A 21,009-nucleotide genomic window follows, 5' to 3' on the forward strand; every position below is an offset into this window, starting at 1 on the left:
TCGAGGCGAGCGAGGTTCCCTACTTCGGCCGTGCCGGCTGCGCCGCCGCTCCCGGAATCGATTCGACCTCGACGCCTCGTGACTCCTTCGCGCGGACGGGTGCGAAGCGCGCCAGCAGCGTGTAGACCACCGGCACCATCACCAGCGTCAGCAGCATCGAGAACAAGAGTCCGCCCACTACGGCCAGACCCAGCGGCTTGCGTGAGTCGGCGCCGGCGCCCAGTCCGAGCGCGATCGGCATCACTCCGAGGATCGTGGTCAGCGTCGTCATCAGGATCGGCCGCAGACGGATGCGCGAAGCACGCACGACGGCGTCGATGAGCTCCTCGCCATGGGCACGGCGCTGATTCGAGTACTCGACGATCAGGATGGCGTTCTTGGTCACCAGGCCGATCAGCATGATGAGCCCGATCTGCGAGTAGATGTTGAGCGACATCCCGAAGACGAACAACGTCAGCAGGGCGCCAAACACCGCGAGCGGCACGGAGAACAGGATCGAGAGCGGATGGATGAAGCTCTCGAACTGCGCGGCCAGCACCAGGAAGATGAACACCAGCGCGAACAGGAAGAGCCAGTAGAGTCCGCCGCTCGACTCCACATATTCGCGCGACTGGCCGGCGAGGTCGGTGCGCATGCCGGCGGGCAGCGTGCGCTTGGCGATGGCGCGGAGATCATCGATCGCCTTGCCGACGGTCAGCCCGGGCGGCAGGTTGGCGCTCAGGGTCGCCGACCGGACGCGGTCGAAGTGGTTGAGCTCCTTGGCCGCCACCTTCTCCTGGACCTTGACCACGCTCGCCATCTGCACCAGGCCTTCGCGTCCACGCATGTAGAGGGCGTCGATCGCGGCGGGTGAGGAGCGGTCCTGGGGCCGCACCTGCAGCATCACTTCGTATTGCTTGTTGCCGCGCTTGAAGCGTGTCACCTCGCGCCCGCCCAGCAAGGTCTGCAAGGTGGTGCCGATTTCGGTCACCGAGACCCCCAAGGCCGAGGCGCGGTCGCGATCGATAGCGATCTCGAGCTGCGGCGTGTTGAGCTTGAGGTCGGTGTTCATGTTGATGAGGTAACCGAGCTTCCGCGCCTCCATCATGAACGGGCCCATCGCCTGCTGGAGCTCCTCGTAGGTGTCGGCCTGGAGCACGAACTGGACGGGGCTCCCGAACCCGCCCCCGAGGCTCGGCAGGTTGATCGGGATCGCCAGTACCCCGGGGATGCCCATGAGCTGCGGGAACAGCATGCCCACGATCTGCTGCTGGGTGAATTTCCGCTCGTTGTAGGGCTTGAGCCGCACGAACATGAACCCGTCGGTGACGCGGCCCGGTCCGCCGAAGCCCAGTCCGGTGGCCGAGAAGAACGCCTCGACGCCCGGCGTCTTGTGGTAGATCGCCTCGACCTGCCGCATGTAGCGATCCGTGTACTCGAGCGTGGACCCTTCGGGGGCGAGCACGACGTTGAACACCAGCCCGCGATCCTCGGTGGGCGCCAGCTCCTTGGGCAGGAAGAAGAACATCACGCCGATCGAGAGCACGATCGCGGCCGCCACGATCATCACCAGCCCGCGGTGGGCGAGCGCGCCGCGCAGGATGCGCTCGTATCGCACGTGGAGCCGGTGGAAGAACTCATTGAAGGCGATGCGCCAGCGCGGCGCACGCTCTTCCATCTCGACCCCTGCCGGGGTGTCACCGCCGGCGGCATCCAGCTCGTCCTCCTCGTGCATCTTGGTGCCCGCGACCCGCTTGAGGAGGAGCGAGCACAGCATGGGCGTGAGCGACAGCGCGACGAAGCCCGAGATCAGGACCGACACCGCGACCGCGATGCCGAACTCGTTGAACAGGCGGCCGACGCGGCCGGTGAGGAAGGCGACCGGCACGAACACCGCGACCAGCGCGATGGTGGTGGCGAGGATCGCGAACCCGATCTCCTGCGCGCCGTCGAGCGTCGCGCGCAGCCGTGATTTGCCCATCTCCATGTGGCGGTAGACGTTCTCGAGCATGATGATGGCGTCGTCGACGACCAGGCCGATGGCCAGCACCATGGCGAGCAGCGTGAGGATGTTGATGGTGAAGCCCAGGAAGTAGACCACCGTGAACGTGCCGATCAACGATACCGGGATCGCCACCACCGGAATCAGCGTCGCTCGCATGCTGCCGAGGAACAAGAAGATCACCAGCACGACCAGCAGGAACGCGACGCCCAGCGACACCAGCACCTCGTGGATCGAGTCCTCGATGAAGACCGAGGAGTCGTAGGCGATCTCGAGATTCATGCCCTTGGGGATCAGCTCGCGCAGCCCGGGCAGAGCGGCGTGGATCCGGTGGGCGACGTCGACGGTGCTGGCCTTCTGCTGCTTGACGATGCCGAGCCCGATCGAAGGCACGCCCCTGTAGCGCGCAATGGTGCGGTCGTCCTCGGCGCCGACCTGCACGTCGGCCACGTCGCCGAGGCGCACCGACTGGATTCCCTGCCGGGCGACGATGATCGCCGCGAACTCCTCGGCGGTGGAGAGGTCGCCGCGCGTGCGAACCGCGAACTCGCGGCCGCGGCCTTCGACGCGACCGGACGGGATCTCGGCGTTCTCGTTGCGCAGCGCCTGCTCGACTTCGGTGACCGTCAGGCCGTAGGACGCGAGCCGCTGCGGATCGAGCCAGACCCGCATCGCGTACTTGCGCTCGGCGCCGACGAACACCGCGCCCACTCCATCGAGCCGCTGGATCTTCTCGGTGAGGATGTTGTTGGCGACCTCGCTCAGTTCGAGCATGCTGAAGTTCTGGCCGTTGAGTGAGATCCAGATGATGGGCTGGGCGTTGACGTCCTGCTTGGCGACGATCGGGTCGTCGACCGTCGATGGGAGCTGGCCGCGGATGCGGGAAACGCGGTCGCGCACGTCGTTGGCGGCCTCGTCGACGTCCCGGTTGAGCTGGAATTCGACGGTGATGACCGAGCCCTGCTCACGGGACGACGAGGTGATGAGCTTCACGCCTTCGACGGTCGCGAGCTGCTCTTCGAGGATATCGGTGATCTCGGTCTCCACGGTCTGCGGGCTCGCGCCGCGGTAGAACGTGGTGACGCTGACCACCGGCGACTCGACGTCCGGGTACTCGCGGACCGGCAACCGCAGCAGCGAGATCACCCCGAAGAGCAGAATGGCCAGGCTGAGCACGGCCGCGAACACCGGCCTCTGAACGGAGACTTCGCTGAGCTTCATCGCTTGCTTTTCGCCTGAGCACCGGCCGCGGCGGCGCCCGCTTCGCCACCGGCGTTCGCGCCAGGTCCTCCCGGGCCGCCCTCGGGCAGCGGCAGCACCCGCGCGCCCTCGAACAGCTTTTGATAGCCGGCTCGCACGACCCGGTCTCCTTCCTTCACCCCCGAGACGATCTCGGCGCGTGCCGAGTCGCGAGTGCCGAGGACGACGGCCTGACGGGTGACGGTGCTGTCCGGCTTCACGACGTAAACGAAGTTTTGATCCCCTTCGCCAAAGACCGCCTCGTCAGGAACGATCAGGGCCCGAGGCCGCTGCCCGAGGGATGCGGTGACGTCGGCGGACATTCCGGGCCTCAGCTTGCGGCCGCGGTTCGGGATCCGGGCCTCGAGCTGCACCGTGTGCGTGACCGGATCGATCAGAGGATCGATCACGTTGATGGTCCCGCTGAAGATGTCCCCACGATAGGCGGTCGTGATGATGTTGACCGCGGCCCCGTGGCGGAGCTGGGCCAGGTAACGCTCGGGAGTGGAGAACGTGATCTTCATCTCGTCGATCGCCGCCACCTCGGTGATCTGCTGGCCGACCGTCAGGTAGGCGCCGGGGGAAACCATGCGGCGCCCCACCGCGCCCGCGAACGGCGAGACGATGCGCGTCTTGGCGAGCCGGGTGCGAGCAACCGCGAGATTGGCCTCGGCAACCTTGAGCGCCGATTCGGTGTCGTCCAGCTCCTGCTGCGAGGCGGCGCGCTGATCGAAGAGCTGATGCACCCGCTGATGGTTGGTCTTCGCTTGATCGCGCAGTGCCTCGGCCCGCGAAGCCTCGGCCCTGAGTTCGCTGTCTTCGAGGCGGGCGATCACGGATCCAGCCGCCACGGTCTGGCCCTCGGCGAACGGCAGCTGCCGGACGACTCCGCTGATCTCGGCCACGACCTTGACGTTCTCTCGGGCTTCGAGGGTTCCGACGGCATGGAACTGATCGGTGATCGACTGCGCCTCGACCTCGGCGATCTCGACCGGGGTCGGCGGCATCTGGAAGCCGCCGCCACGCTTGGCACAGGAGGCAGCGAGCAACCCGAGGACGAGTACGGAAAGGTGCGACCCTCGAATGGCACGAGCCATACTCATGGAGTCCTCTGGGGAGCAGGTTGGGTGAGGCGTCTCAATTCGGTCCTCGAGCGCGCCACGCGCACCATCGCCTGGGACATGCGCAGCTGCGCTCCCGCGACCTGCGCCTCGAGGTCGACGATATCGTACGCCGTGGCCCGGCCGGCCTCGTATTCGAGCCGTCCGATGCGAGCCTGCTCCTGGGTGGCCGAGAGCAGCTCGCGCAACGCCCGCAGCGTCGCCTGAGCCGTCTCGGCATCGCGATATGCCGTGCGCACGTCGGTTTCGAGCGCCAGGCGGCGCGCGTGCAGCACGGCGCGCGCGCGTTCGTACTCGCCGCGGCTGCGCTCGTGCTCTCCACGATCGGCGCGCCAGGGGATCGGCATGGTCAGTCGCAGGCCGAAGTTCCACTCCGGATAGTCGTCGCCCCATACCTGGTCCCAGGCGTGGTCGAATCCGGTGTCGCTCGAGGTTCCCAGCGTGTCGCCGCCGAACACGATCGGGCGGCTCGTCCCCGCCAAGCCCTGCCCGCCGTAACCGCCGAACGCCTCGACCGAAGGCCATGCGTTCCATGCCGCGCGCTTCAAGCGATGCAGCGCCGCGGCCGTGTCCTGCTCGGCGGCGCGCAGCTCGGTGTTCGAGACCATCGCCCGGCGCATCATCTCGTCCAAGGGATCGAGCGCCGGCGGCGGGATCGGCTCGTCGGCGGCGTGCAGACGCGCCTGGCTCCCGGGCGAAATGCCGATCGCCTGAGCGAGGCGGTCCGATGCGGTGCGGACCCCGAGCCGCACCTCGAGCAGAATGGCCTCCTGATCGGCGAGGAACGTGCGCGCCGCCGCCACCGCGGCCGGACCGGCGACTCCCGCGCGTCCGCGCAGCATCTGGTCGCGAAGGAACACCGCCGCGCTCTGGCGCTGGCGGAGCCGCGCTTCGAGGTCGCGCTCGATGGCGTACAGCGTCCAGTACGAGGCTTCCACGTCGGCGCTCACCTGCAGCTCGGCGCTGTCGTAGCGCCGTTCCGCAGCCTCCACCTCGCGATCCCGCGCCCGCAGCTCACCGCGCGTGGCCGCGGTGCCAAAGCCCTTGAGCAACGGCTGCACGAACGCCAAGCGCGCGCCCGCGCGCCGCTCGCGCGGCAAGGTCGTGAACGGCGCGTTGCTCTCGAACTTGTCCTGGACGACCGATGCCGAGATCAGCGTTCCGATCGGCGAGAGCCACGAGAGTCCGCCGGTCACCAGGCGCTGCCGGGTCTCCGAGCCGGCGAACGGCGAGCTCACCGGCGAATCGATGCTGATCTGCTCGTCCGCGGCGACCAGAACGGGATCGAAGTCGCCCGCCGCGGTCATCCTCGAGCCCCGAGCCGCGCGCAACGAGCCGAGCGCGCCGCGCGTCAGCGGGCTGTTGGCGACACCGAGGCGTTGGGCCTGGTCGAGCGTGAGGCTGAGCGTCTGGCCTGGGACTTCGCCAGCCAGGAAGGAGGTGTCGGGCTCGGCGATGGCGGGGACTTGAGCCTCGGCGCGCGGCCCCCATAGGGCGGCGACGATGGCGATCGAGAGCACTGTGCGCGTGTTCCGGTGCAAGAATGGCCGATCTGCGATGGGTTCGACTTCTATTCGTTCGTCGAGTGGGATTCCTTTGCCGCTGGTGACCGGGCGCCGGTCAGCGGGGAGTCAGCCGCTTAAGATAAGCCGAAGCGGGGGAGCGGTTCACGGGATTTCCGGGGCCCGATGACCGCGGCTTGCGAAGGTCCGAGCGCGGGTGCCGGAGCCCCACTCAGTTGCCCGCGAACAGCCGTTGGCCTAGCCAGTAGGCTCCCGCCAGAACCACGGCATAGGAGCCGTAACGCACGACGCCATCGGCCAATTGGGGGGAGCGGCCGCGCAGCAGGCCGAGCGCGGGCGCGATCGCCGCGACGATCACAGCTTGTCCGACCTCGACGCCCAGGTTGAAGGAGAACAAGGACCAGCCCAGAGCGGATGGAGGGAGACCGAACTCCCTCAGGACGCTGGCGAAGCCGAATCCATGAACCAGACCGAAGAGGAAGGCGAGGGTGACTCGGTGATCGTGGCCGGGCTTGGCTCTGAGGTTGTCGAAACCCACGAGCGCGATGCTCAAAGCGATCAGCGGCTCGATGATCCGTCCTGGCGGGTCCACGATGCGTAGCGTGGCGAGCGCGAGCGTGATGCTGTGGGCCACGGTGAATGCCGTCACCACCTTGAGCAGCCGGGAAAAGGCGCCCCCGAGGAGCAGCAGAGCGATCACGAACAGCACGTGATCCGGGCCGGTGAAGATGTGCTGGATGCCGGCCACCAGGAACGTGCGAAACACGGCCAGATGGCCTTGTCGAGTGCCGGTGTAGAGACGCCCGCTCTGGTGACGGCGGTCGAGCACCGTCTGAAGCTTCAGCGAGTCGCCTTCGTAGACATTGAGGTAGGTTTCGTGCCTGGGGTCGTGGGGAAAGAGCCGCGCTTCGACGTCGAACGTCCCGGGCCGGCGCTCGAGCGTGGCCGTAAACCTGAGCTTCACGCCATATCCCGTCGGGTCGGCGAGGGCTTCTCCGAAACGGATCGGAAGCGTCTTGCCGTCTGCCGAGAGATGGAGTCGGGGTGCGAGGATCGCGGCGAGTTGAGGCCCGACGACGGCGGCGCGAGTCGAGTCCACCAGGGAATCGGCGCGAGACCAGGCGAGCTCGTGCGCCACGTCGGTCACCAGAACGCCGACCGTCCCTCGGACCTCGCCTTCGGTGAGCCGGATGTCGAGGAAGCTGTAGCCGGTGCCGTGGGCGAAGGCCGCCGCCGCCCACAGGAAGCCTGGGAGCAACGCCATCACGGCGGTCCGCCTCATGGCGCGCTCCGCGCGAAGGTGAGCGACGCCCAGTAGCTCTCCCAGTCGGCTTCCTCTCGATCCGCGCTCGGCACCATGTGAACCGAGCTGAACAGCCACTCGCCTGTGCGACCGAGCGGGAGTGTCACGAGCCCGCGCGCGTCGGTGCGCCCTTCGGTCCACGAGGGCACAGAATCCCGCATGGTGGGATCGAAGGGCCGGCCGCCCTTCGGGAGTGGGCGATTCCATGCGCGAACCAGCGCCCCGGACAAAGGCCGGCCGCGGAAGGTTGCACGCACGGTGAGCGATCCCGAGGCGGGAGTCGCGAGCGGGGTCAGCTCGTAAGTGAGGCCCGTTGGGCGGGTGATGCGCGTGACCTCCGATCCGGCCACCCAGGTCTTGGCGCAACGGGCATAACGCTCGCGCACGACGCCCGAAGAAGACGCGTGAGCGCGCCGAGCACGGACCGCGTCCAGGCCCTCGAGCTTCAGGTAGGCGTCGAACTCCGCCGCCGGCAGCTCGACGTCGGCGAAGGTCGATTGATGGGACACCAGCGAGCCTCCCTCGTCGGCGACGACGAAGCGCGCCATCACCAGATCGCCATTCCGCGCGGCTCGTGACAGGTCGATGTCGCGGGTCGTGCGCAGGGAGAAGCGCACCGCGCGGCTTGGGGCATAGGGTTTGATCTCGCCACGGAACCCGGTTCCCACGTAGGCCTTCACCGCCACCGTGTCGCCGCGAGCCGCCCGGTAGCGGGTGGGCGCGAGCCAGAACTCGTGGGCGCCGGCGGGACAGGGCAGGAGGCACGAGGCGAGCGCCATCCACCAGGGCATGCGGTATCGGCCGGTCGCCATGCTCTGATTACGGTGCCGAGATCTCGCCGGATGAGCCTCCGGGCTTGCGCGCCAGAAGCCGCGCCAGCATGGGTCCCGAATCCGGCGTCTGCTCCTCATAGTGCTCGACCACGAATCCGGGGAAGTGCCGGGGCAGCTCGTCGCGATCCAGCAGGAAGCGCGGGTGCTTCGGGCGGCCGAATCGCTCCTGGCCCTTGAGGTAGGTCTCGTAGATCACGACGCCGCCCATCGCGACGGCGCGCGCGATCTGCGGGAACAACGGCCGGTGGAGGAAGCGGAACACCATCACCACGTCGTGGCTCTCGACCGGGAGCCGCGGATCGCGCGTCTCGAGATCGCGGGTCTGGGTCTCGATCTTGACCCCGTGGCGCAAGGCCATGGCCGATGCCTTCTCCAGCGTTCCGCGATCGTGATCCCACGCTTCGACCTCGTAGCCGCGGAGCGCCATGAACACCGACTCGCGACCGGCGCCTGCGGCCAGATCCAGGGCGCGGCGCGGTCCCTGTCGTGGATCGGGAAGCTGGGGCAGCACCTGCTCGAGGAAGGGCGATGGCCTCCATAGCGGCTTCGCGGGGGTCCGCACCAGATCGAGATCGCTCTCGCTCACCCTGCCGTCGAGCCAGGCGACGTCCCGGTAGCCGAGGCCCTCCAGGGTTTCTGCCGCCTCCCGCGCATTCGCGCTCCCGGCCGCGACCACGAGGATGTGGGCGTCACGCGGAGGCAGCTCTCCCCGGCGCTCGTTCAGCTCCGCGGCCGGCAGGTGGCCGCTGCCTTCGAAATGTCCGGACATGAACTCGCGCTCGTCGCGCACGTCGAGCAACGCGTACGACCCGATCGAGGCTGCCGCACTAAGCGGATCGAGCGCCGGCACGTCAGGAGACGATCGGAAAGGCGCAGCAGTTGCCCTGGGGGATGGGGCGGCCGTGCGGACAGTTGCGCGGGTGGCCGAGGAAGCTGCAGATGCTGTTCTCGACCTCGGGGTCGATGATGTGCTCCATGCGGCACGCCGTGGCCTCCACCTGGGGGTCGGGCACGTGGAGCGCAGAGGAGAAGAGCACTTCGGCGAGCCGGCGGCGGCGCACGAGATCCCGCGCGCGATTGCGTCCGCGCGGGGTGAACTCCAGCGTGGTCCCGGGAGGAAAGATCAATCCGCTCTCGGCCATGCCGGTCAGCGTGCGGCGGTTGTCCACCACGTCCGGGATGCGCACGCGGCTGGCTTCCGGAACGCGTCCGTCCTCTTCCAGCGCCCACATCTGCACCAGGACCTCGTCGTAACGACGCTCGAGCTCTTCGCTGTGCACGGTGAGATCGGCGAGCCGGCCGTGCGCCAGCTCGACCCGGCGATCGGCCAGGTTTCCGACTCGGGCCGCGTGGGTCACCGTCACCAGCGTGTGGCCCTCGGCATGGAGCTCGCGCAGGAGCGTCAGCACCTTGCTCTCGTTCTCCTGGTCCAGGTTCCCGGTCGGCTCGTCGGCCAGGATCAGGCGCGGCTTGTTGACGAGCGCGCGCGCCACGCACACCCGTTGCTGCTCGCCGCCGGAAAGCTGTCCCGGCAGATGATGGGCGCGGTCGCCGAGACCGACTCGCTCGAGCGCAGCCCGCGCCTCGGCGGCGTCGGCCACCGAGTGGTAGTGCTGCGCGACCATCACGTTCTCGAGCGCGTCGAGGTAGGACAGCAGATGGAACTGCTGGAAGATGATCCCGACCCGCTCGCGGCGGAAGCGCACCCGCTCGGCATCGGTCATCGCGGTGAGCTCCTGACCGTCGACCCACAGCCGGCCCGCGGTCGGCCGGTCGAGTGCGCCGAGCAGGTTGATCAGCGTGCTCTTGCCCGAGCCCGAAGGGCCCATCACCGACAGCCATTCGCCGGCCTTGATGTCGAGCGTCACGTCGTCGAGCGCCTTGAGCTTGTCGTAGTGGCGCGAGACCGACACGAGCTGGACCAGGGGACGGCTCATCATTCGCCCTTCAGGACCGGCGCCGGATCGACCGCCAGAGCCAGGCGGATGGGTCCGATGCCCGCCGCCATCGCGACCGCGATCGAGACGGCGAGGACGAGCGGGAGCAGGCCCCATTGAATGCTCACCGAGGTGTGGAACACTTCGCGCCCGATCACCTGTGCGGCGAGCAGGCCCATCCACCACCCGAGGAAGCCGCCGAGGAAACCGACCGCCAGCGACTCGGCGCCAAACTGCCGCACGACCGCGCGCTGCGAAGCGCCGAGCGCCTTGAGCAGCGCGATCTCGCGACGGCGCTCGAGCGCCAGGTCGGTCAACGTCCCGAACGTGCAGAGGCCGGCGGAGAACAGCACGCCGAGCGTCACCCACGCCATCAATCGGCGCATCCGCTCGAACAGACCGGCTTCGGTCGACGAGAGCGCGTGGATCACGCTCGCCGAAAGGCCGCCGCCCGCCTCGATGGAGGCGACGACCCGCTGCTCGTCGCTCGGCCGCGCCAGACGCGCCTGGATCAGGCTGATGCGTCCTTCGAGACCGGCCAGAGCCTGCGCGTCCTTCAGCGGAATCCACCAGGCTTCGTCGTCGGGGGTGCCGCTCTCGAGCGTGGCGCCAACCGGCAGGGCCAGCCGGCGCTCCTCGCCTCCAGCGCTGCGGAACACCGCGGACAGCGTGTCGCCCGGCTTCAGATTCAGGGTCGCGGCGAGCCGCGCACCGACCAGCGTGCGATCGTCGCCCGCGCCGATCCGCCACGAGGGATGCAGACGGCGAGCGGCCTCGAGGTCGGCGCCGACGATCGATAGCGGACGGCCTTCGTGCGAGGCGCTCACCAGGAGCAGCGCCGCGCTCTGGACTCCCGTGCGCGAGACGCGGTAGCGCGCATCGCGCTCGTCCAGCCATCTTGCGGCGTCCGCATCCGTCGCCGGCGCCACGATCAGGTTGGGCCCGAGTGCCTTCAGCTCGTGCGTGAGCTGCCGCGACACGTCGCGAGAGACATGGAGCAGCGCGCACGCCACCGATCCCCCGATGGCCACCGCCGACACCGCGATCATCACGGTGCCGCGCTTGCGCCACAGCGCGGCGCGCAGCAGGCGCAGCTCCATGCGCCGCCGGTCAGCCATGGAGCACCCGGGCGGGATCGAGCCGCAGCGCCATGCGCAGCGGCACCACCGTGCCGAGGATGCCGACCACCGCGGCGATCAAGAGCGCCACCGGAAGCAGCACGGGCTGGAACGTGGCGGCGCCGAGCGATCCGCCGCGCATCGCGTCGCCGCCCAGGCTTCCCAGCACCCAGCCGAGCAGCCCTCCCGCCAGGCACACCATCCCGGTCTCGCCAATCAGCAGCGTGGCGAGCTGCCGAGGGGACGCGCCGATGGCGCGCAGCAACGCCAGCTCGGTCGAGCGCTCCACGACCGTGGCGGTGGTGGTGGAGAGCAGGCCGAGGATCGACGCCGTGAGCGCCGCGCCGGTCAGCAGCACCATCAGCAGCGTGAGCCGGGTGACGATGTGCGCCTCGCCGGTGATCTGCTCCGTGGCGGGAATGACCTCCACGCCTTGGAGCCGCGCTTCGATCTCTTCGGCGACCACCGTCGGATAAGCCGTGCACATGTAGCGCTCGTAGCCCTTGGGATCCTTGGCGGGATCGGGAGGCGGCGTGCGCGGCCCGGGACGCACCAGCGCGCTCATCCAGACCCGATCCACTCTCGAAGGCCGGGCCGCCAGCGCCTGGGCATGCGCCAGGGAAGTCCAGATCCGCTGCTCGTCGGCGCCATCCGCGCTCACCACGCCCGTGACCCGCATGCGGACCGGCTGCGCGCCGACCGAGAGCTCGACCGATCCCCCCTGATGCACGCCGAGCCGGTTGGCGATACGGCGGCCGAGCGCCACTTCGGGAGCGCCGTCGCGGGGCCACCGGCCCTGCAGCGACCACGTGGGACGGAGGCGGTGGAGGCCGGTGGTCCATGCCCCTTCCTCGGTGGGAACGGCGTGATCGAACCATGTGCCCACCAGGGCCACCGGCTGCCCGCGGAGCGAGGCCGGCACCATCAGCTCGGGCGCCGCGTGAAGGATGTTGTTCTTCCAGAAGCCCTTCTTGAGATCGGCGACGGAGGCTTCGTCCAAGCCGTTGGACGCGCGCGCGGGTGCGATGTCCGCGCCGCCCAGATCCGGAGACCACGAGGCGCCGCGGGGCTGGATCACGAAGTTCGGTCCCGCCGCTCGCAGCGCCAGCGCGACGTCGTCGCCGACCTTGAGCGCCAAGGTGGCGAGCGCCACCGCCATGCCGGTGCCGAGCGCGACCACGGTCAGGCCCAGGGCGACGCGAGAGCGGCGAGCCTCGAGAGACCGCACCAGCATTCTCCGGAACACTATCGCCCCTGCAGGTGCGGCAGGATGGCGCGGACGTCGTGCTCGGCGATCGTCATCAGCCCGCCCTCGGTGCCGTGGGGCAGCGGAATCGGGTTGCAGCCGCCGGAGCGGCCGAGCGTGGCGCGCGAGATCGGCGAGGCGCAATTGCGGCACACCACCGCGTGCCCGTCCTCGAAGTAGCCCTTGGCTCCGCAGATCTCGCAGGCATCGAAGCAGATGAGGATCTGGTCGCCGCTCTTGACCGCAAAGAACCGGACCGGAGCTTCGGGCAGCGTCGCCTCATAGAAGTGGAGCCGGCCGTCGGCGAGCGGAGCCGGATCGATGCGAATCACGCCGCCCTGGAAGGCGACCGGCGTGGCGGGCGGGCGCTCCGGCATCCGCGATCCCTGGACGAACGCGGTGGCGAGGAAGCCCACCACCACCAGGCCGATCAAGCCGGTCCACCGCCGGCGGCTGGCATCGCGCGCCGCCGCGGCCCGCGCCATGCGCGCTTCGGGGCCCGCCGCCGCGTCGACGCGCGGCAGCGACGTCGGCCGCAGCAGCCACAGGGCCGCGAATGCGACGGTGAGCGTGAACAGCAGCATCTCGTTCTTCACCACCGGCCCGATCAGCGCCATCTCGCGCTGGCTGGATGGCAGCACTTCGGCCTCCGACAGCTCGTGCAGTCCGCCGACCACGAGCTGCACCGCGATCAGCAGGAGCACCGCGGCCGTGAGCGAGAAGAACGGCTTGAGCGGCAGCTTGACGCTGCCGCGCACGAAGAGCGCGCCGAACACGACGGCGAGCGCGAGCCCGATGGCCGCACCCAGCCACAGCGCCAGGCCTTCGCTGCTGAACGAAGCCGCGGAGAGGAACACCGCGGTCTCGACGCCCTCGCGAAGCACCATGGCGAACGCGAAGAGGAAGACGCCGAGCGCGCCCGATTGGCCGGTGGTGGCCTTCGTCATGCCCGCCTCGATCTCCTGCCGCATGCGCGGCGCGGCGCGCCACATCCAGACCACCAGGCTCACCACCAGGGCCGCGCCCACCAGCATGGCGATGCCTTCGGCCAGCTCCTCGTTGTAGGTGAGGCGGGTGAGGAAGAAGGTGAGCACCGCCGAGCCGGCCACCGCGGCCAGGGTGCCGGCGATCAGCGCGCCCTTGAGCCCGCTCCGGCCCTGACGCTCGAGGAAGGCCAGCGCGATGGCCAGCACCAGGGCGCCTTCCATCCCCTCTCGCAAGGTCACGACCAACGCTTCGAACATGAGCCCCCCAGGACGCGGAATTTCAGCAGCGAGGCTGTCCGAATGGGCCCCGCCCGTCAAGACGGAGCCGGCACATGGCGCCAGGTCATTGACGCGCCCCGGAATCGGCACGGATACTTCGAGCGTGACGTTTCCGATTCGCGCCTGCCGCGGGGCGCTGTGGCTCATGCTTCTGGTCGCCGCTCCGACAATCGTGTCGGCGGACCAGCCCCGCCGCGCGGCCGCCCTGTACCGGCGCGCCCTGAAGGCCGAGACCAGCGGTGGCTTCGACGGGCGGCGCAAGGCGATGGAGTGCCTCGAGCAGGCGACCCTTTGCGCTCCCGACACCGTCGCCTATCAGATGGCGCTGGCCCGCCTTTACCTCGAGATGGGATTCCTCGGCCTGGCGCGGCACCGCTTCGAGCGCGCCGCCGAGCTCAACCCGTACTCCGCCGAAGCCCACGTTGGCCAAGGCCACCTTTGGCGCAAGGAGTATCTGAAGTACCTGGAGACGAGGGCGCTCGATCGCTCGGTGCACGAGTTCCAGATCGGAGCGCGGCTCGCGCCCGCGCACGCCGAAGCCTGGCTGAGTCTGGTTCCCCTGCTGATCGAGCAGCATCGCCTGCCGATGGCGCAGGAAGCCGCCGAGCGCGCGATGGGAGCGGACGCCACGAATCCCGAGTGTCTGCTGGCCTGGGCGCACACGTCTTTTCGCAACGGTCACGTGACGCGAGCGGACAGCGTCTTCCGCCTGGCGATCCCGCGGCTCGCGGGCATGGCGCGCGACCGGTTCCTCGACATCGCGCCGCTGGCGACGGAGCGGGACACCGCGCAGTTGAGCCGGCTTCCCGCGAAAGGCAGGAGCGAATTCGTCGCGCGGTTCTGGAAGGACCTCGATCCGGATCTGGCGTCTCCTGAGAACGAGGCGCAGCTCGAGTACTGGTCGAGGGTGACCCAGGCCTACTTCCTCTACTTCAACAAGCGGCGACAGGAGTGGGATCAGCGCGGCGAGATCTACGTGCGCTACGGCCCGCCCAAGGTGGTCACTTACAACCCGATCGGCGCTCAGCTCCGCTTTCAAATGGGACGCTACGGAGCGTTCCCGATGAACGTGCTGATCTGGGGCTATCCCGAGCTCGGCATGGTGGTGCCGATGCACGATCGGCTGCTCACCGGACACTATCTGCCGCCGTTCTCCGTGGTCGAGAGCACCGACCCCGTTCCCGATCCGGATTCGCTGGCGCAAAACGATGAGAAGCTCGCCAGCGCCGGCGGCCGAGGCGTGTTTCCGGTGCTGCCGCCCGGTACGACGCCGCTGCCGATCTCGAGCGTCGCGGGGCGGTTCCAGGGCGATCGCGGACCGCGTCTCCTCGGATGGGTCGAGAGTCCGGGAGTGGCGTCGGACTCGTTGTGGGCGGATTGGGTCGTGCTCGACACGGCGCGCGTCGAGGTCGCGCGCGTGCGGCGGATGATGAGCGCGTCCGCATGCGACGTGAGCGAGTTCCGGATGGCCGACTTCACGTTCGATCTGCCGCCCGGCGAGTACTACGCCGGAGTCTCGGTGCGCGGCGCCGGCGGCCTGCGCGGCACGCATCGTGGCACGGTGGTGGTGGAGCGCCCGGAGGCGCTGCTCCAGCTGAGCGATCTGGTGGTGGCGTGCGGCCCTCCGCTCACCGAGCGCGACGCCTCCGGCGCGCCGTCGGTGCGGCTGGCCGCCAATCCCGGCGCCCGGGTGGTCGGCAACGATCCGCTCACCGCGTACTTCGAGGCGTATCACCTCTTCACCGACAAGAACGGACAGGCGAGGATGGAGTTCGAGTACCTCGTGCGCTCCACCGATCGCGACCCGCGCATCTGGCTCAAACGGGTCTTCGCGCCGCGACCCCGGGTCCCCGACATCTCCGCGCACCGTCAGGAATCACAGATCGGCAGCATCCGGCGGCAGTACGTGAGCGTCCCGGTCCAGTCGTTACCCCCCGGGAACTATCGCCTCGAAATCCGTGTCCGGGACCTCACCGTGGGCACGCAGGCCGTCCGAACCGCCGATTTCACCAAGATTTCGGCATCCGGAAGCTAGGTCCCCCGGACTCTAAAGGGAGGGGGCCCGGGCGCCGATACCTTGGGTGGGAACGCCGCCCCGCATTCGGGTCAAGGAGGAGCATGCCCGACACCCCCGCAAAGCCCCGGATCCTCGTCGTGGATGACGAGCCCGATCTCATCGCCGTGCTGCGCATGGGCCTTCAGATGGAAGGATTCGATGTCCTCGAAGCCGCCGACGGCACCGAAGGACTGCGCCGCGCCCGCGAGGAGAAGCCGGATCTCCTGGTGCTGGACCTGATGCTGCCCAAGATGGACGGCTATCAGGTGTGCCGCTCGCTCAAGTTCGACTCGCGCTACAAGAATCTTCCGATCCTGATCCTGAGCGCGCGTCCCGGCGACCAGGACAAGCGTCTGGCGATCGAGATGGGCGCCGACGACTTCATTCGCAAGCCATACGACCTGAAGGACCTGGTGGCGCGCATCCGGCAGCGGCTCAAGCTGGGGGGGAAGGAAGCGGCGTAGGCCCGCCTGAGCCTCGAGCGGTGCTCAGCACTTCCATCATCTCGTCGTGCAGCGGACCGTTGGTGGCCAGGATCTCCGGCCCATCGACGTCGAAGGCCGACCCGTCATATCGCGTGACGCGTCCGCCCGCCTCGCGCACCAGGAGCACTCCCGCCGCCATGTCCCACGGCGAGAGGTCGGCTTCCCAGAAGCCGTCGAACCGTCCCATGGCGAGGTAGCAGAGGTTGAGCGCGGCCGAGCCGTCGCGGCGGATCGCCTGGGCGCGGACCAGGAAGTCGCGAAACAGGCGCATGTGCGGCTCGGGGTTCTTCCGCACCTCGTAGGGAAACCCCGTCACCAGCAAGGCGTCTTCGAGCCTGGCGATCGCCGAGACGCCGATCGGACTTTCGTTGAGCGTGGCCCCCGCGCCCGATGCCGCCGCGAACATCTCGTCCCGCACCGGATCGTAGACCGCACCGGCGACGAGGGTTCCTTCGCTTTCCGCGGCGATCGACACGGCGAAGAAAGGATAGTTGTGAGCGAAGTTGGTGGTGCCGTCCAGCGGATCGATCAGCCAGCGCACCGGGGCGCCGTGTCCCGCGCGCTCGCCCGACTCCTCGGCCAGCACGGCGTGGGTGGGGAAGCGGCGGGTGATCTCGGACAGGAGGTAGGCGTCGGCGCGGCGGTCGAACTCGGTGACCAGATCGGTGCGGCGCTTGCGCTCGGGGTGGTGGATCCCGCCATAGCCTTCGAGCAGGATGGCGCCGGCCGCGCGCGCCATCTCGACCGCGGCGTCGCGGAGCGGGATCGAATCCATCGCGATCAGCGGCCCGCGTGCGTGGCGCTGTGGCGGCAGATGCCGGAGAGACCGTAGGGGCAGTTCCTGCAGGTCTGGAAGCCGGGCTTCGGCACGAACTGCGCGGCCCGTATCCCGGCAGCCGCTTCGGCGATGCGCGCATGCGCCTTCTCGAGGTGCGCCGCGCTCACCGCGGCGCTGCCCTTGGTGTCGCTGTCGACGAAGTGCAGCTCCACCCGGGCCGGCATGATCCCGCGGGTCTCGTGATAGGCGAGCGCATAGAGTCCGAGCTGCCCCGCGTCGAGGCTCTCCATGGTGCGCTGCATGGCGCCCTTCTCCTCGTCGACCTCCGCCGTCTTGAAGTCCACGATCACGATGCCGCCTTGCTTCTCCTCGATCCGGTCCCATCGTCCGCTCACCGAGTTCATCCCCTGGCGGAACTTGAAGCTCTGCTCGACCTGAAGCGGCGCGCTGTCGCTCTGCTCCTCGCGCGCCACGAACTGGCGCAAGGTCTCGCGTCCCTGCTCGAGACGGCGCTCCTCGTGGTCGCGTGACAGGAATCCGTCGCTCGACCACGAGCTCTCGAACACGCGGATCACGTCCTTGGCCGTGATCGGATAGCCCTTCAGGCGGTGCTGGTGATAGATGAGGATGGCGTTGTGGATGGCGATGCCGTACATCGCGCGCGGGTCGCTGGGCAGGGGGATCTGCAGCTCGTGCGCGTAGCGGTACTTGAGCGGGCACGTCAGGTAGTCGTGGACGCGAATGCTCGACAGCTCGAGCAGCTCCTGGTCGGAGATCGGCGTGCGCGCGGCGGCCGGCGGCACCGGGGCGGGCGCGTGGCGCTCGATGCTCTCGCGCGCCGCGATGGGGGCCCGCGGGCCCTTCGGAGCCAGGACGTCGAGCGCCTCGGCGACCAGCTTGCTCATCTTCCACGGCATGCGGGTCCCGTAGTCGATCGCCCACGTGAGGTACAGCTCTTCCCGCGCCCGCGTCATCCCCACGTAGAACAGGCGTCGCTCCTCCTCGGTGTGCGGGCTGTGCAGCGTGGGCGGTTCCTTGATGAGCGCCGGCGGGAACGGCAGCTCGTCGCCGCGCTCGCGGGTGGGGAAGCGCCCCTCGGCGAGGCTCACCATGAACACCACCGGGAACTGCAGGCCCTTGGCGTTGTGCGCCGTGATCACCTGTACGGCATCGAGCTCGACGTCGACCTCCGCGGCCGCCGGATCGTCGCCGGCCTCGATCAGGAGATCCAGGTAGCGCACGAAGGTGTGCGCGCGATTCTCCTCGAGCGACTCGCTGATGCGCTTGGCGATCTTGAAGAACTTGGCGACGTTGCGGATCTTCTCCTCGGCTTCCGGCGTGTCTTCGGCGGTGAGCTGCGCCAGGAATCCGCTCTCGTGGACGAACGCGTACAGCACGTCCGTGGTCGGACGGCGCACCGCCAGGTGCACGAGCTGGCGTGTGAGCGTGAGGTAACGGTCCGCGGCGCCGCGCGTCCGGTCCTGGAGCTCGTGCAGGAGCGGCTCGGCGGCCAGCCGCTCGAGCACCTGCCGCAGGCTCTGGTTGCGCCTCGAGGCGAGGCTGTTGAGCCGCATGAGATCGGCTTCTTCGGCCCCGAGCAGCGGCGAGGCGAGCAGCTGGTAGGTCGCGGTGCTGTCATCGGGATCGGCGACCGCGCGCAGGACCGCCAGGCAGAGCCGGACCTCGTCCCGCGAGTAGAGCCGCGACTGCGCGTTCTGCTGAAAGGGGATGCCGGAGGCCTCGAGCGCGGTCAGCACCGGCACGAGCTGGCGATGGGTGCGCGCCAGGATGGCGAAGTCCCGCGGGCTGCGCCGTCCCGCCTCGATCTCGGTCTTGATCGTGTCGACCACGAACTCCGCCTCGTCGCTCGCGGTCAGGAATTCGCGATGCTCGATCAAGCCGTCACCCTCGAACGCCGACCGCAGGCGCTTCTCGAAGCGCTTGTCGCCCGAGCGCTGCTGCAGCCTGGCCTCGAGCCGGTCGGGGTTGTTGTGCTGGATGAGCCGATAGGCGGCATCCAGCAGGTTCTGCCGCGAGCGGTAGTTGGTGGTCAGCACGACGGTCTTCGCGTCCGAGAACACCTCGAGGAAGGCGAGGAGATTGGCCATCTTCGCGCCGCGGAAGCGGTAGATGCTCTGGTCGTCGTCGCCCACCACGGTGAGGTTCTGCCGCTCGCCCGCGAGCAGGCGGATCATCTCGAACTGCGAGTGGTTCGTGTCCTGGAACTCGTCCACCAGGATGTAGCGGTACTGATCGTGGAGCTGCCGCAGCACGTGCGGGCGTTCGCGCAGGATGCGGAGCGCGAGCCCCACCTGATCGCCGAAGTCGAGCCGGTCGTTGGAGAGCATCAGCTCGCGATAGCGAGCATAGGCCAGCGCCTTCTCGAGCTCCGCGGCGGCTTCATCCCGCTGGCTCTCGTCGCGCGCCTCGGCTTCGAGCTTGCGGGCGAACGCCAGGTATTCCTCGGGCGAGACGTCTTCATCGCGAGCCCGGCTGAAGCATCGGACCAGGGCCGCCAGATTGGCGTCCGGCTGGCCCAGCGGCGCGTAACGCCGGAGCCCGAGATCGAACAGATGCTCGCGCAGGAACACCCGCACCTCGGCCTCGCTGCAGACGCGCGGACGGGTGGTGAAGCCGAGCTCGATGCCGAAGCTCCGCACCAGACGGTCGCCGAAGGCGTGGAAGGTGGCGATCGTGGCGTCGGTGTACCCGTACGGGACGAGCACGTCGACGCGCGACTCCATCTCGGTCGCCGCCTTGTCGGTGAAGGTGAGGGCGAGGATCTGCTCGGGGCGAACCCGCTTCTCGGCGATCAGCCAGGCGATGCGGCTGGTGATGACGTGGGTCTTGCCGGTGCCGGCGCCGGCGACGATCAGCAGCGGGCCTTCGCCGTGGGTGACGGCTTCGCGCTGCCGCTCGTTGAGATGTTCGAGGATCAGAGCGCTCCCGTGCGGGGTGGCACGGGTGTCGACGGTCATCCTCGCACCCGTTGCAGGGTGGGATCGAAGGGCGCTTCGTTGAGACGCCGCGCGCCATCCGGCTCGACCACGACCAGGTCCTCGAGACGGACTCCGAAACGCCCGGGAAGGTAGATGCCCGGCTCGACGCTGTGCACGTTGGAGGCCTCGAGCGGCGTGGCATTGCCACCGGCGAGATAGGGCGGCTCGTGGACTTCGAGTCCGACACCGTGACCGGTGCGGTGCACGAAGAACTCGCCGTAGCCGGCCTTCTCGATCACCGCGCGAGCCGCACGATCGACCGCCTCGCAGGGCGCGCCGGGCCGTGCCGCCGCGATACCGGCGCGGCGCGCGTCGTCGACGATCGCGTACACCTTCTCGGCCTCCGCGGGCGGCGTGCCGAGCCAGAATGTGCGAGTGATGTCGGAGCCATAGCCGGAGGTGTATGCGCCGACGTCGAGGATCACCACGTCGCCTTCCTGCAGACGGCGCGACGAATTGAAGTGGTGAGGCAGCGCGCTGTTCGGACCCGAGGCGCAGATCGCCCACGGCTCGGTGTCGCCCGCGTCCTCGAACCTGCGCATCGCGAAGCGCGCGACCTCGATCTCGGTCATGCCGGGCCGCATGAACTCGGCGGTCTCGAGCACGATGGCGTCGGCGTGACGTCCGGCCTCGGCGAGATGGCGCAGCTCGTCCGGGTCCTTGACCGCGCGCAGCGGGGCCATGGCCGATGCTGAGGGGCGACAGGTCGCGCGCGCCGCGAGCGCCAGCAATGGAGTGACTCGGAATCCTTCGCCGATCAAGAGCGTACGCGGACGGTCGAGATCGAGCCGCTTCTCGAGCATCGGCAGAGGGTTCTCGTGATCGGCCCAGGCCACGCATTCGAGCCACGGGCACTCGTGCGCGAGCGCGTCGGACTCGAGACGCGGCACCAGGCAGAAAGGATCGCCCCGGCGTGGAACCACGAGCGCCAGGAGCCGCTCGGTGGAGCGCGCCTTGGCGCCGGTCGCCCAGAAGAAGTCGGCCGACGGAGCGATGAGCATGAAGTCGGCCTCCTGCGAGTCGATCGCGCGCTGCAGGCGCGAGACGCGATTTCGATGGAGATCGCTCACGTCACGCACGCTAGCACCGGGGAAAGCGCGCGGCAACGACGCGCCGCTGAGCCTT

Annotated in this window: 15 protein-coding genes and 1 pseudogene; 2 read left to right on the forward strand and 14 right to left on the reverse strand. The window is 69.0% G+C overall.

Translation table 11 applies throughout. The annotated features are described in order from the left end of the window. Positions 1–19 precede the first annotated feature (19 nt). From VFQ05_11690 to VFQ05_11740, 11 genes and pseudogenes are all read right to left on the reverse strand, one after another. Positions 20–3,202 (reverse strand): efflux RND transporter permease subunit, encoded by a 3,183-nt coding sequence (locus VFQ05_11690; protein ID HET9327428.1) that lies wholly within the window; start codon positions 3,200–3,202, stop codon positions 20–22. Next, complete coding sequence (locus VFQ05_11695) at positions 3,199–4,323, reverse strand: efflux RND transporter periplasmic adaptor subunit (GenBank protein HET9327429.1); 1,125 nt, start codon at positions 4,321–4,323, stop codon at positions 3,199–3,201. Before VFQ05_11695 ends, VFQ05_11690 begins: the two co-directional genes overlap by 4 nt. Beyond that, positions 4,320–5,861: a TolC family protein gene (locus VFQ05_11700; protein HET9327430.1), complete on the reverse strand. Its 1,542-nt coding sequence runs from the start codon at positions 5,859–5,861 to the stop codon at positions 4,320–4,322. Before VFQ05_11700 ends, VFQ05_11695 begins: the two co-directional genes overlap by 4 nt. 214 nt (positions 5,862–6,075) lie before the next feature. After that, the gene (locus VFQ05_11705) at positions 6,076–7,146 is read right to left on the reverse strand and encodes a HupE/UreJ family protein (GenBank protein HET9327431.1); all 1,071 of its coding nucleotides are present in this window, start codon (positions 7,144–7,146) and stop codon (positions 6,076–6,078) included. Then, positions 7,143–7,958, reverse strand: a complete 816-nt coding sequence (locus VFQ05_11710; GenBank protein HET9327432.1) for a DUF4198 domain-containing protein — start codon at positions 7,956–7,958, stop codon at positions 7,143–7,145. Before VFQ05_11710 ends, VFQ05_11705 begins: the two co-directional genes overlap by 4 nt. 28 nt (positions 7,959–7,986) lie before the next feature. Further along, positions 7,987–8,850, reverse strand: a complete 864-nt coding sequence (locus VFQ05_11715) for a rhodanese-like domain-containing protein (GenBank protein ID HET9327433.1) — start codon at positions 8,848–8,850, stop codon at positions 7,987–7,989. Between the two features lies 1 nt (position 8,851). Continuing rightward, positions 8,852–9,232 carry an iron dependent repressor, metal binding and dimerization domain protein gene (locus tag VFQ05_11720; protein HET9327434.1) on the reverse strand — a complete coding sequence of 127 codons (381 nt, stop codon included), beginning with the start codon at positions 9,230–9,232 and terminating at the stop codon, positions 8,852–8,854. Between the two features lie 51 nt (positions 9,233–9,283). Beyond that, positions 9,284–9,940, reverse strand: a pseudogene (locus tag VFQ05_11725) (ABC transporter ATP-binding protein). Continuing rightward, positions 9,937–11,055 carry an FtsX-like permease family protein gene (locus tag VFQ05_11730; protein ID HET9327435.1) on the reverse strand — a complete coding sequence of 373 codons (1,119 nt, stop codon included), beginning with the start codon at positions 11,053–11,055 and terminating at the stop codon, positions 9,937–9,939. The pseudogene VFQ05_11725 and the gene VFQ05_11730 overlap by 4 nt, the downstream one beginning before the upstream one ends. Beyond that, on the reverse strand, positions 11,048–12,283 hold the full coding sequence (locus VFQ05_11735; protein ID HET9327436.1) for an ABC transporter permease: 1,236 nt from the start codon (positions 12,281–12,283) through the stop codon (positions 11,048–11,050). The genes VFQ05_11730 and VFQ05_11735 overlap by 8 nt, the downstream gene beginning before the upstream one ends. Before the next feature lie 17 nt (positions 12,284–12,300). Next, positions 12,301–13,545 carry a Fe-S-containing protein gene (locus VFQ05_11740; GenBank protein ID HET9327437.1) on the reverse strand — a complete coding sequence of 415 codons (1,245 nt, stop codon included), beginning with the start codon at positions 13,543–13,545 and terminating at the stop codon, positions 12,301–12,303. A 124-nt stretch (positions 13,546–13,669) separates the two neighbouring features. Between VFQ05_11740 and VFQ05_11745 the strand changes: the two genes are divergently transcribed. Both VFQ05_11745 and VFQ05_11750 read left to right on the forward strand, forming a co-directional pair. Then, positions 13,670–15,601 (forward strand): GWxTD domain-containing protein, encoded by a 1,932-nt coding sequence (locus tag VFQ05_11745; protein ID HET9327438.1) that lies wholly within the window; start codon positions 13,670–13,672, stop codon positions 15,599–15,601. 83 nt (positions 15,602–15,684) lie between these two features. Next, entirely contained in the window at positions 15,685–16,086 is a 402-nt protein-coding gene (locus VFQ05_11750; protein ID HET9327439.1) for a response regulator, read from the forward strand. Here the strand turns inward: VFQ05_11750 and VFQ05_11755 are convergent. Genes VFQ05_11755 through VFQ05_11765 form a run of 3 tightly spaced genes read right to left on the reverse strand, consistent with a single transcriptional unit; the run spans position 16,058 to position 20,954 of the window. After that, positions 16,058–16,882, reverse strand: coding sequence for an inositol monophosphatase family protein (locus VFQ05_11755; GenBank protein ID HET9327440.1), 825 nt, complete (start codon positions 16,880–16,882; stop codon positions 16,058–16,060). The two genes, VFQ05_11750 and VFQ05_11755, sit on opposite strands and share 29 nt — an antisense overlap. Positions 16,883–16,887: 5 nt before the next feature. After that, positions 16,888–19,863: an ATP-dependent DNA helicase gene (locus VFQ05_11760; GenBank protein ID HET9327441.1), complete on the reverse strand. Its 2,976-nt coding sequence runs from the start codon at positions 19,861–19,863 to the stop codon at positions 16,888–16,890. Beyond that, positions 19,860–20,954, reverse strand: a complete 1,095-nt coding sequence (locus tag VFQ05_11765) for a Xaa-Pro peptidase family protein (GenBank protein ID HET9327442.1) — start codon at positions 20,952–20,954, stop codon at positions 19,860–19,862. The genes VFQ05_11760 and VFQ05_11765 overlap by 4 nt, the downstream gene beginning before the upstream one ends. Positions 20,955–21,009: the final 55 nt, after the last annotated feature.

This window comes from Candidatus Eisenbacteria bacterium (assembly GCA_035712145.1).
GTDB lineage: Bacteria > Eisenbacteria > RBG-16-71-46 > RBG-16-71-46 > RBG-16-71-46 > DASTBI01.

Excerpts from the sequence above, each read along its gene's own strand:
- VFQ05_11720 (HET9327434.1), bottom strand. The coding sequence starts at position 9,232 with ATGTGGGCGCTGGAAGAGGACGGACGCGTTCCGGAAGCCAGCCGCGTG.
- VFQ05_11705 (HET9327431.1), bottom strand. The coding sequence starts at position 7,146 with ATGAGGCGGACCGCCGTGATGGCGTTGCTCCCAGGCTTCCTGTGGGCG.
- VFQ05_11690 (HET9327428.1), bottom strand. The coding sequence starts at position 3,202 with ATGAAGCTCAGCGAAGTCTCCGTTCAGAGGCCGGTGTTCGCGGCCGTG.
- VFQ05_11740 (HET9327437.1), bottom strand. The coding sequence starts at position 13,545 with ATGTTCGAAGCGTTGGTCGTGACCTTGCGAGAGGGGATGGAAGGCGCC.
- VFQ05_11755 (HET9327440.1), bottom strand. The coding sequence starts at position 16,882 with ATGGATTCGATCCCGCTCCGCGACGCCGCGGTCGAGATGGCGCGCGCG.
- VFQ05_11695 (HET9327429.1), bottom strand. The coding sequence starts at position 4,323 with ATGAGTATGGCTCGTGCCATTCGAGGGTCGCACCTTTCCGTACTCGTC.
- VFQ05_11760 (HET9327441.1), bottom strand. The coding sequence starts at position 19,863 with ATGACCGTCGACACCCGTGCCACCCCGCACGGGAGCGCTCTGATCCTC.
- VFQ05_11710 (HET9327432.1), bottom strand. The coding sequence starts at position 7,958 with ATGCCCTGGTGGATGGCGCTCGCCTCGTGCCTCCTGCCCTGTCCCGCC.
- VFQ05_11750 (HET9327439.1), top strand. The coding sequence starts at position 15,685 with ATGCCCGACACCCCCGCAAAGCCCCGGATCCTCGTCGTGGATGACGAG.
- VFQ05_11730 (HET9327435.1), bottom strand. The coding sequence starts at position 11,055 with ATGGCTGACCGGCGGCGCATGGAGCTGCGCCTGCTGCGCGCCGCGCTG.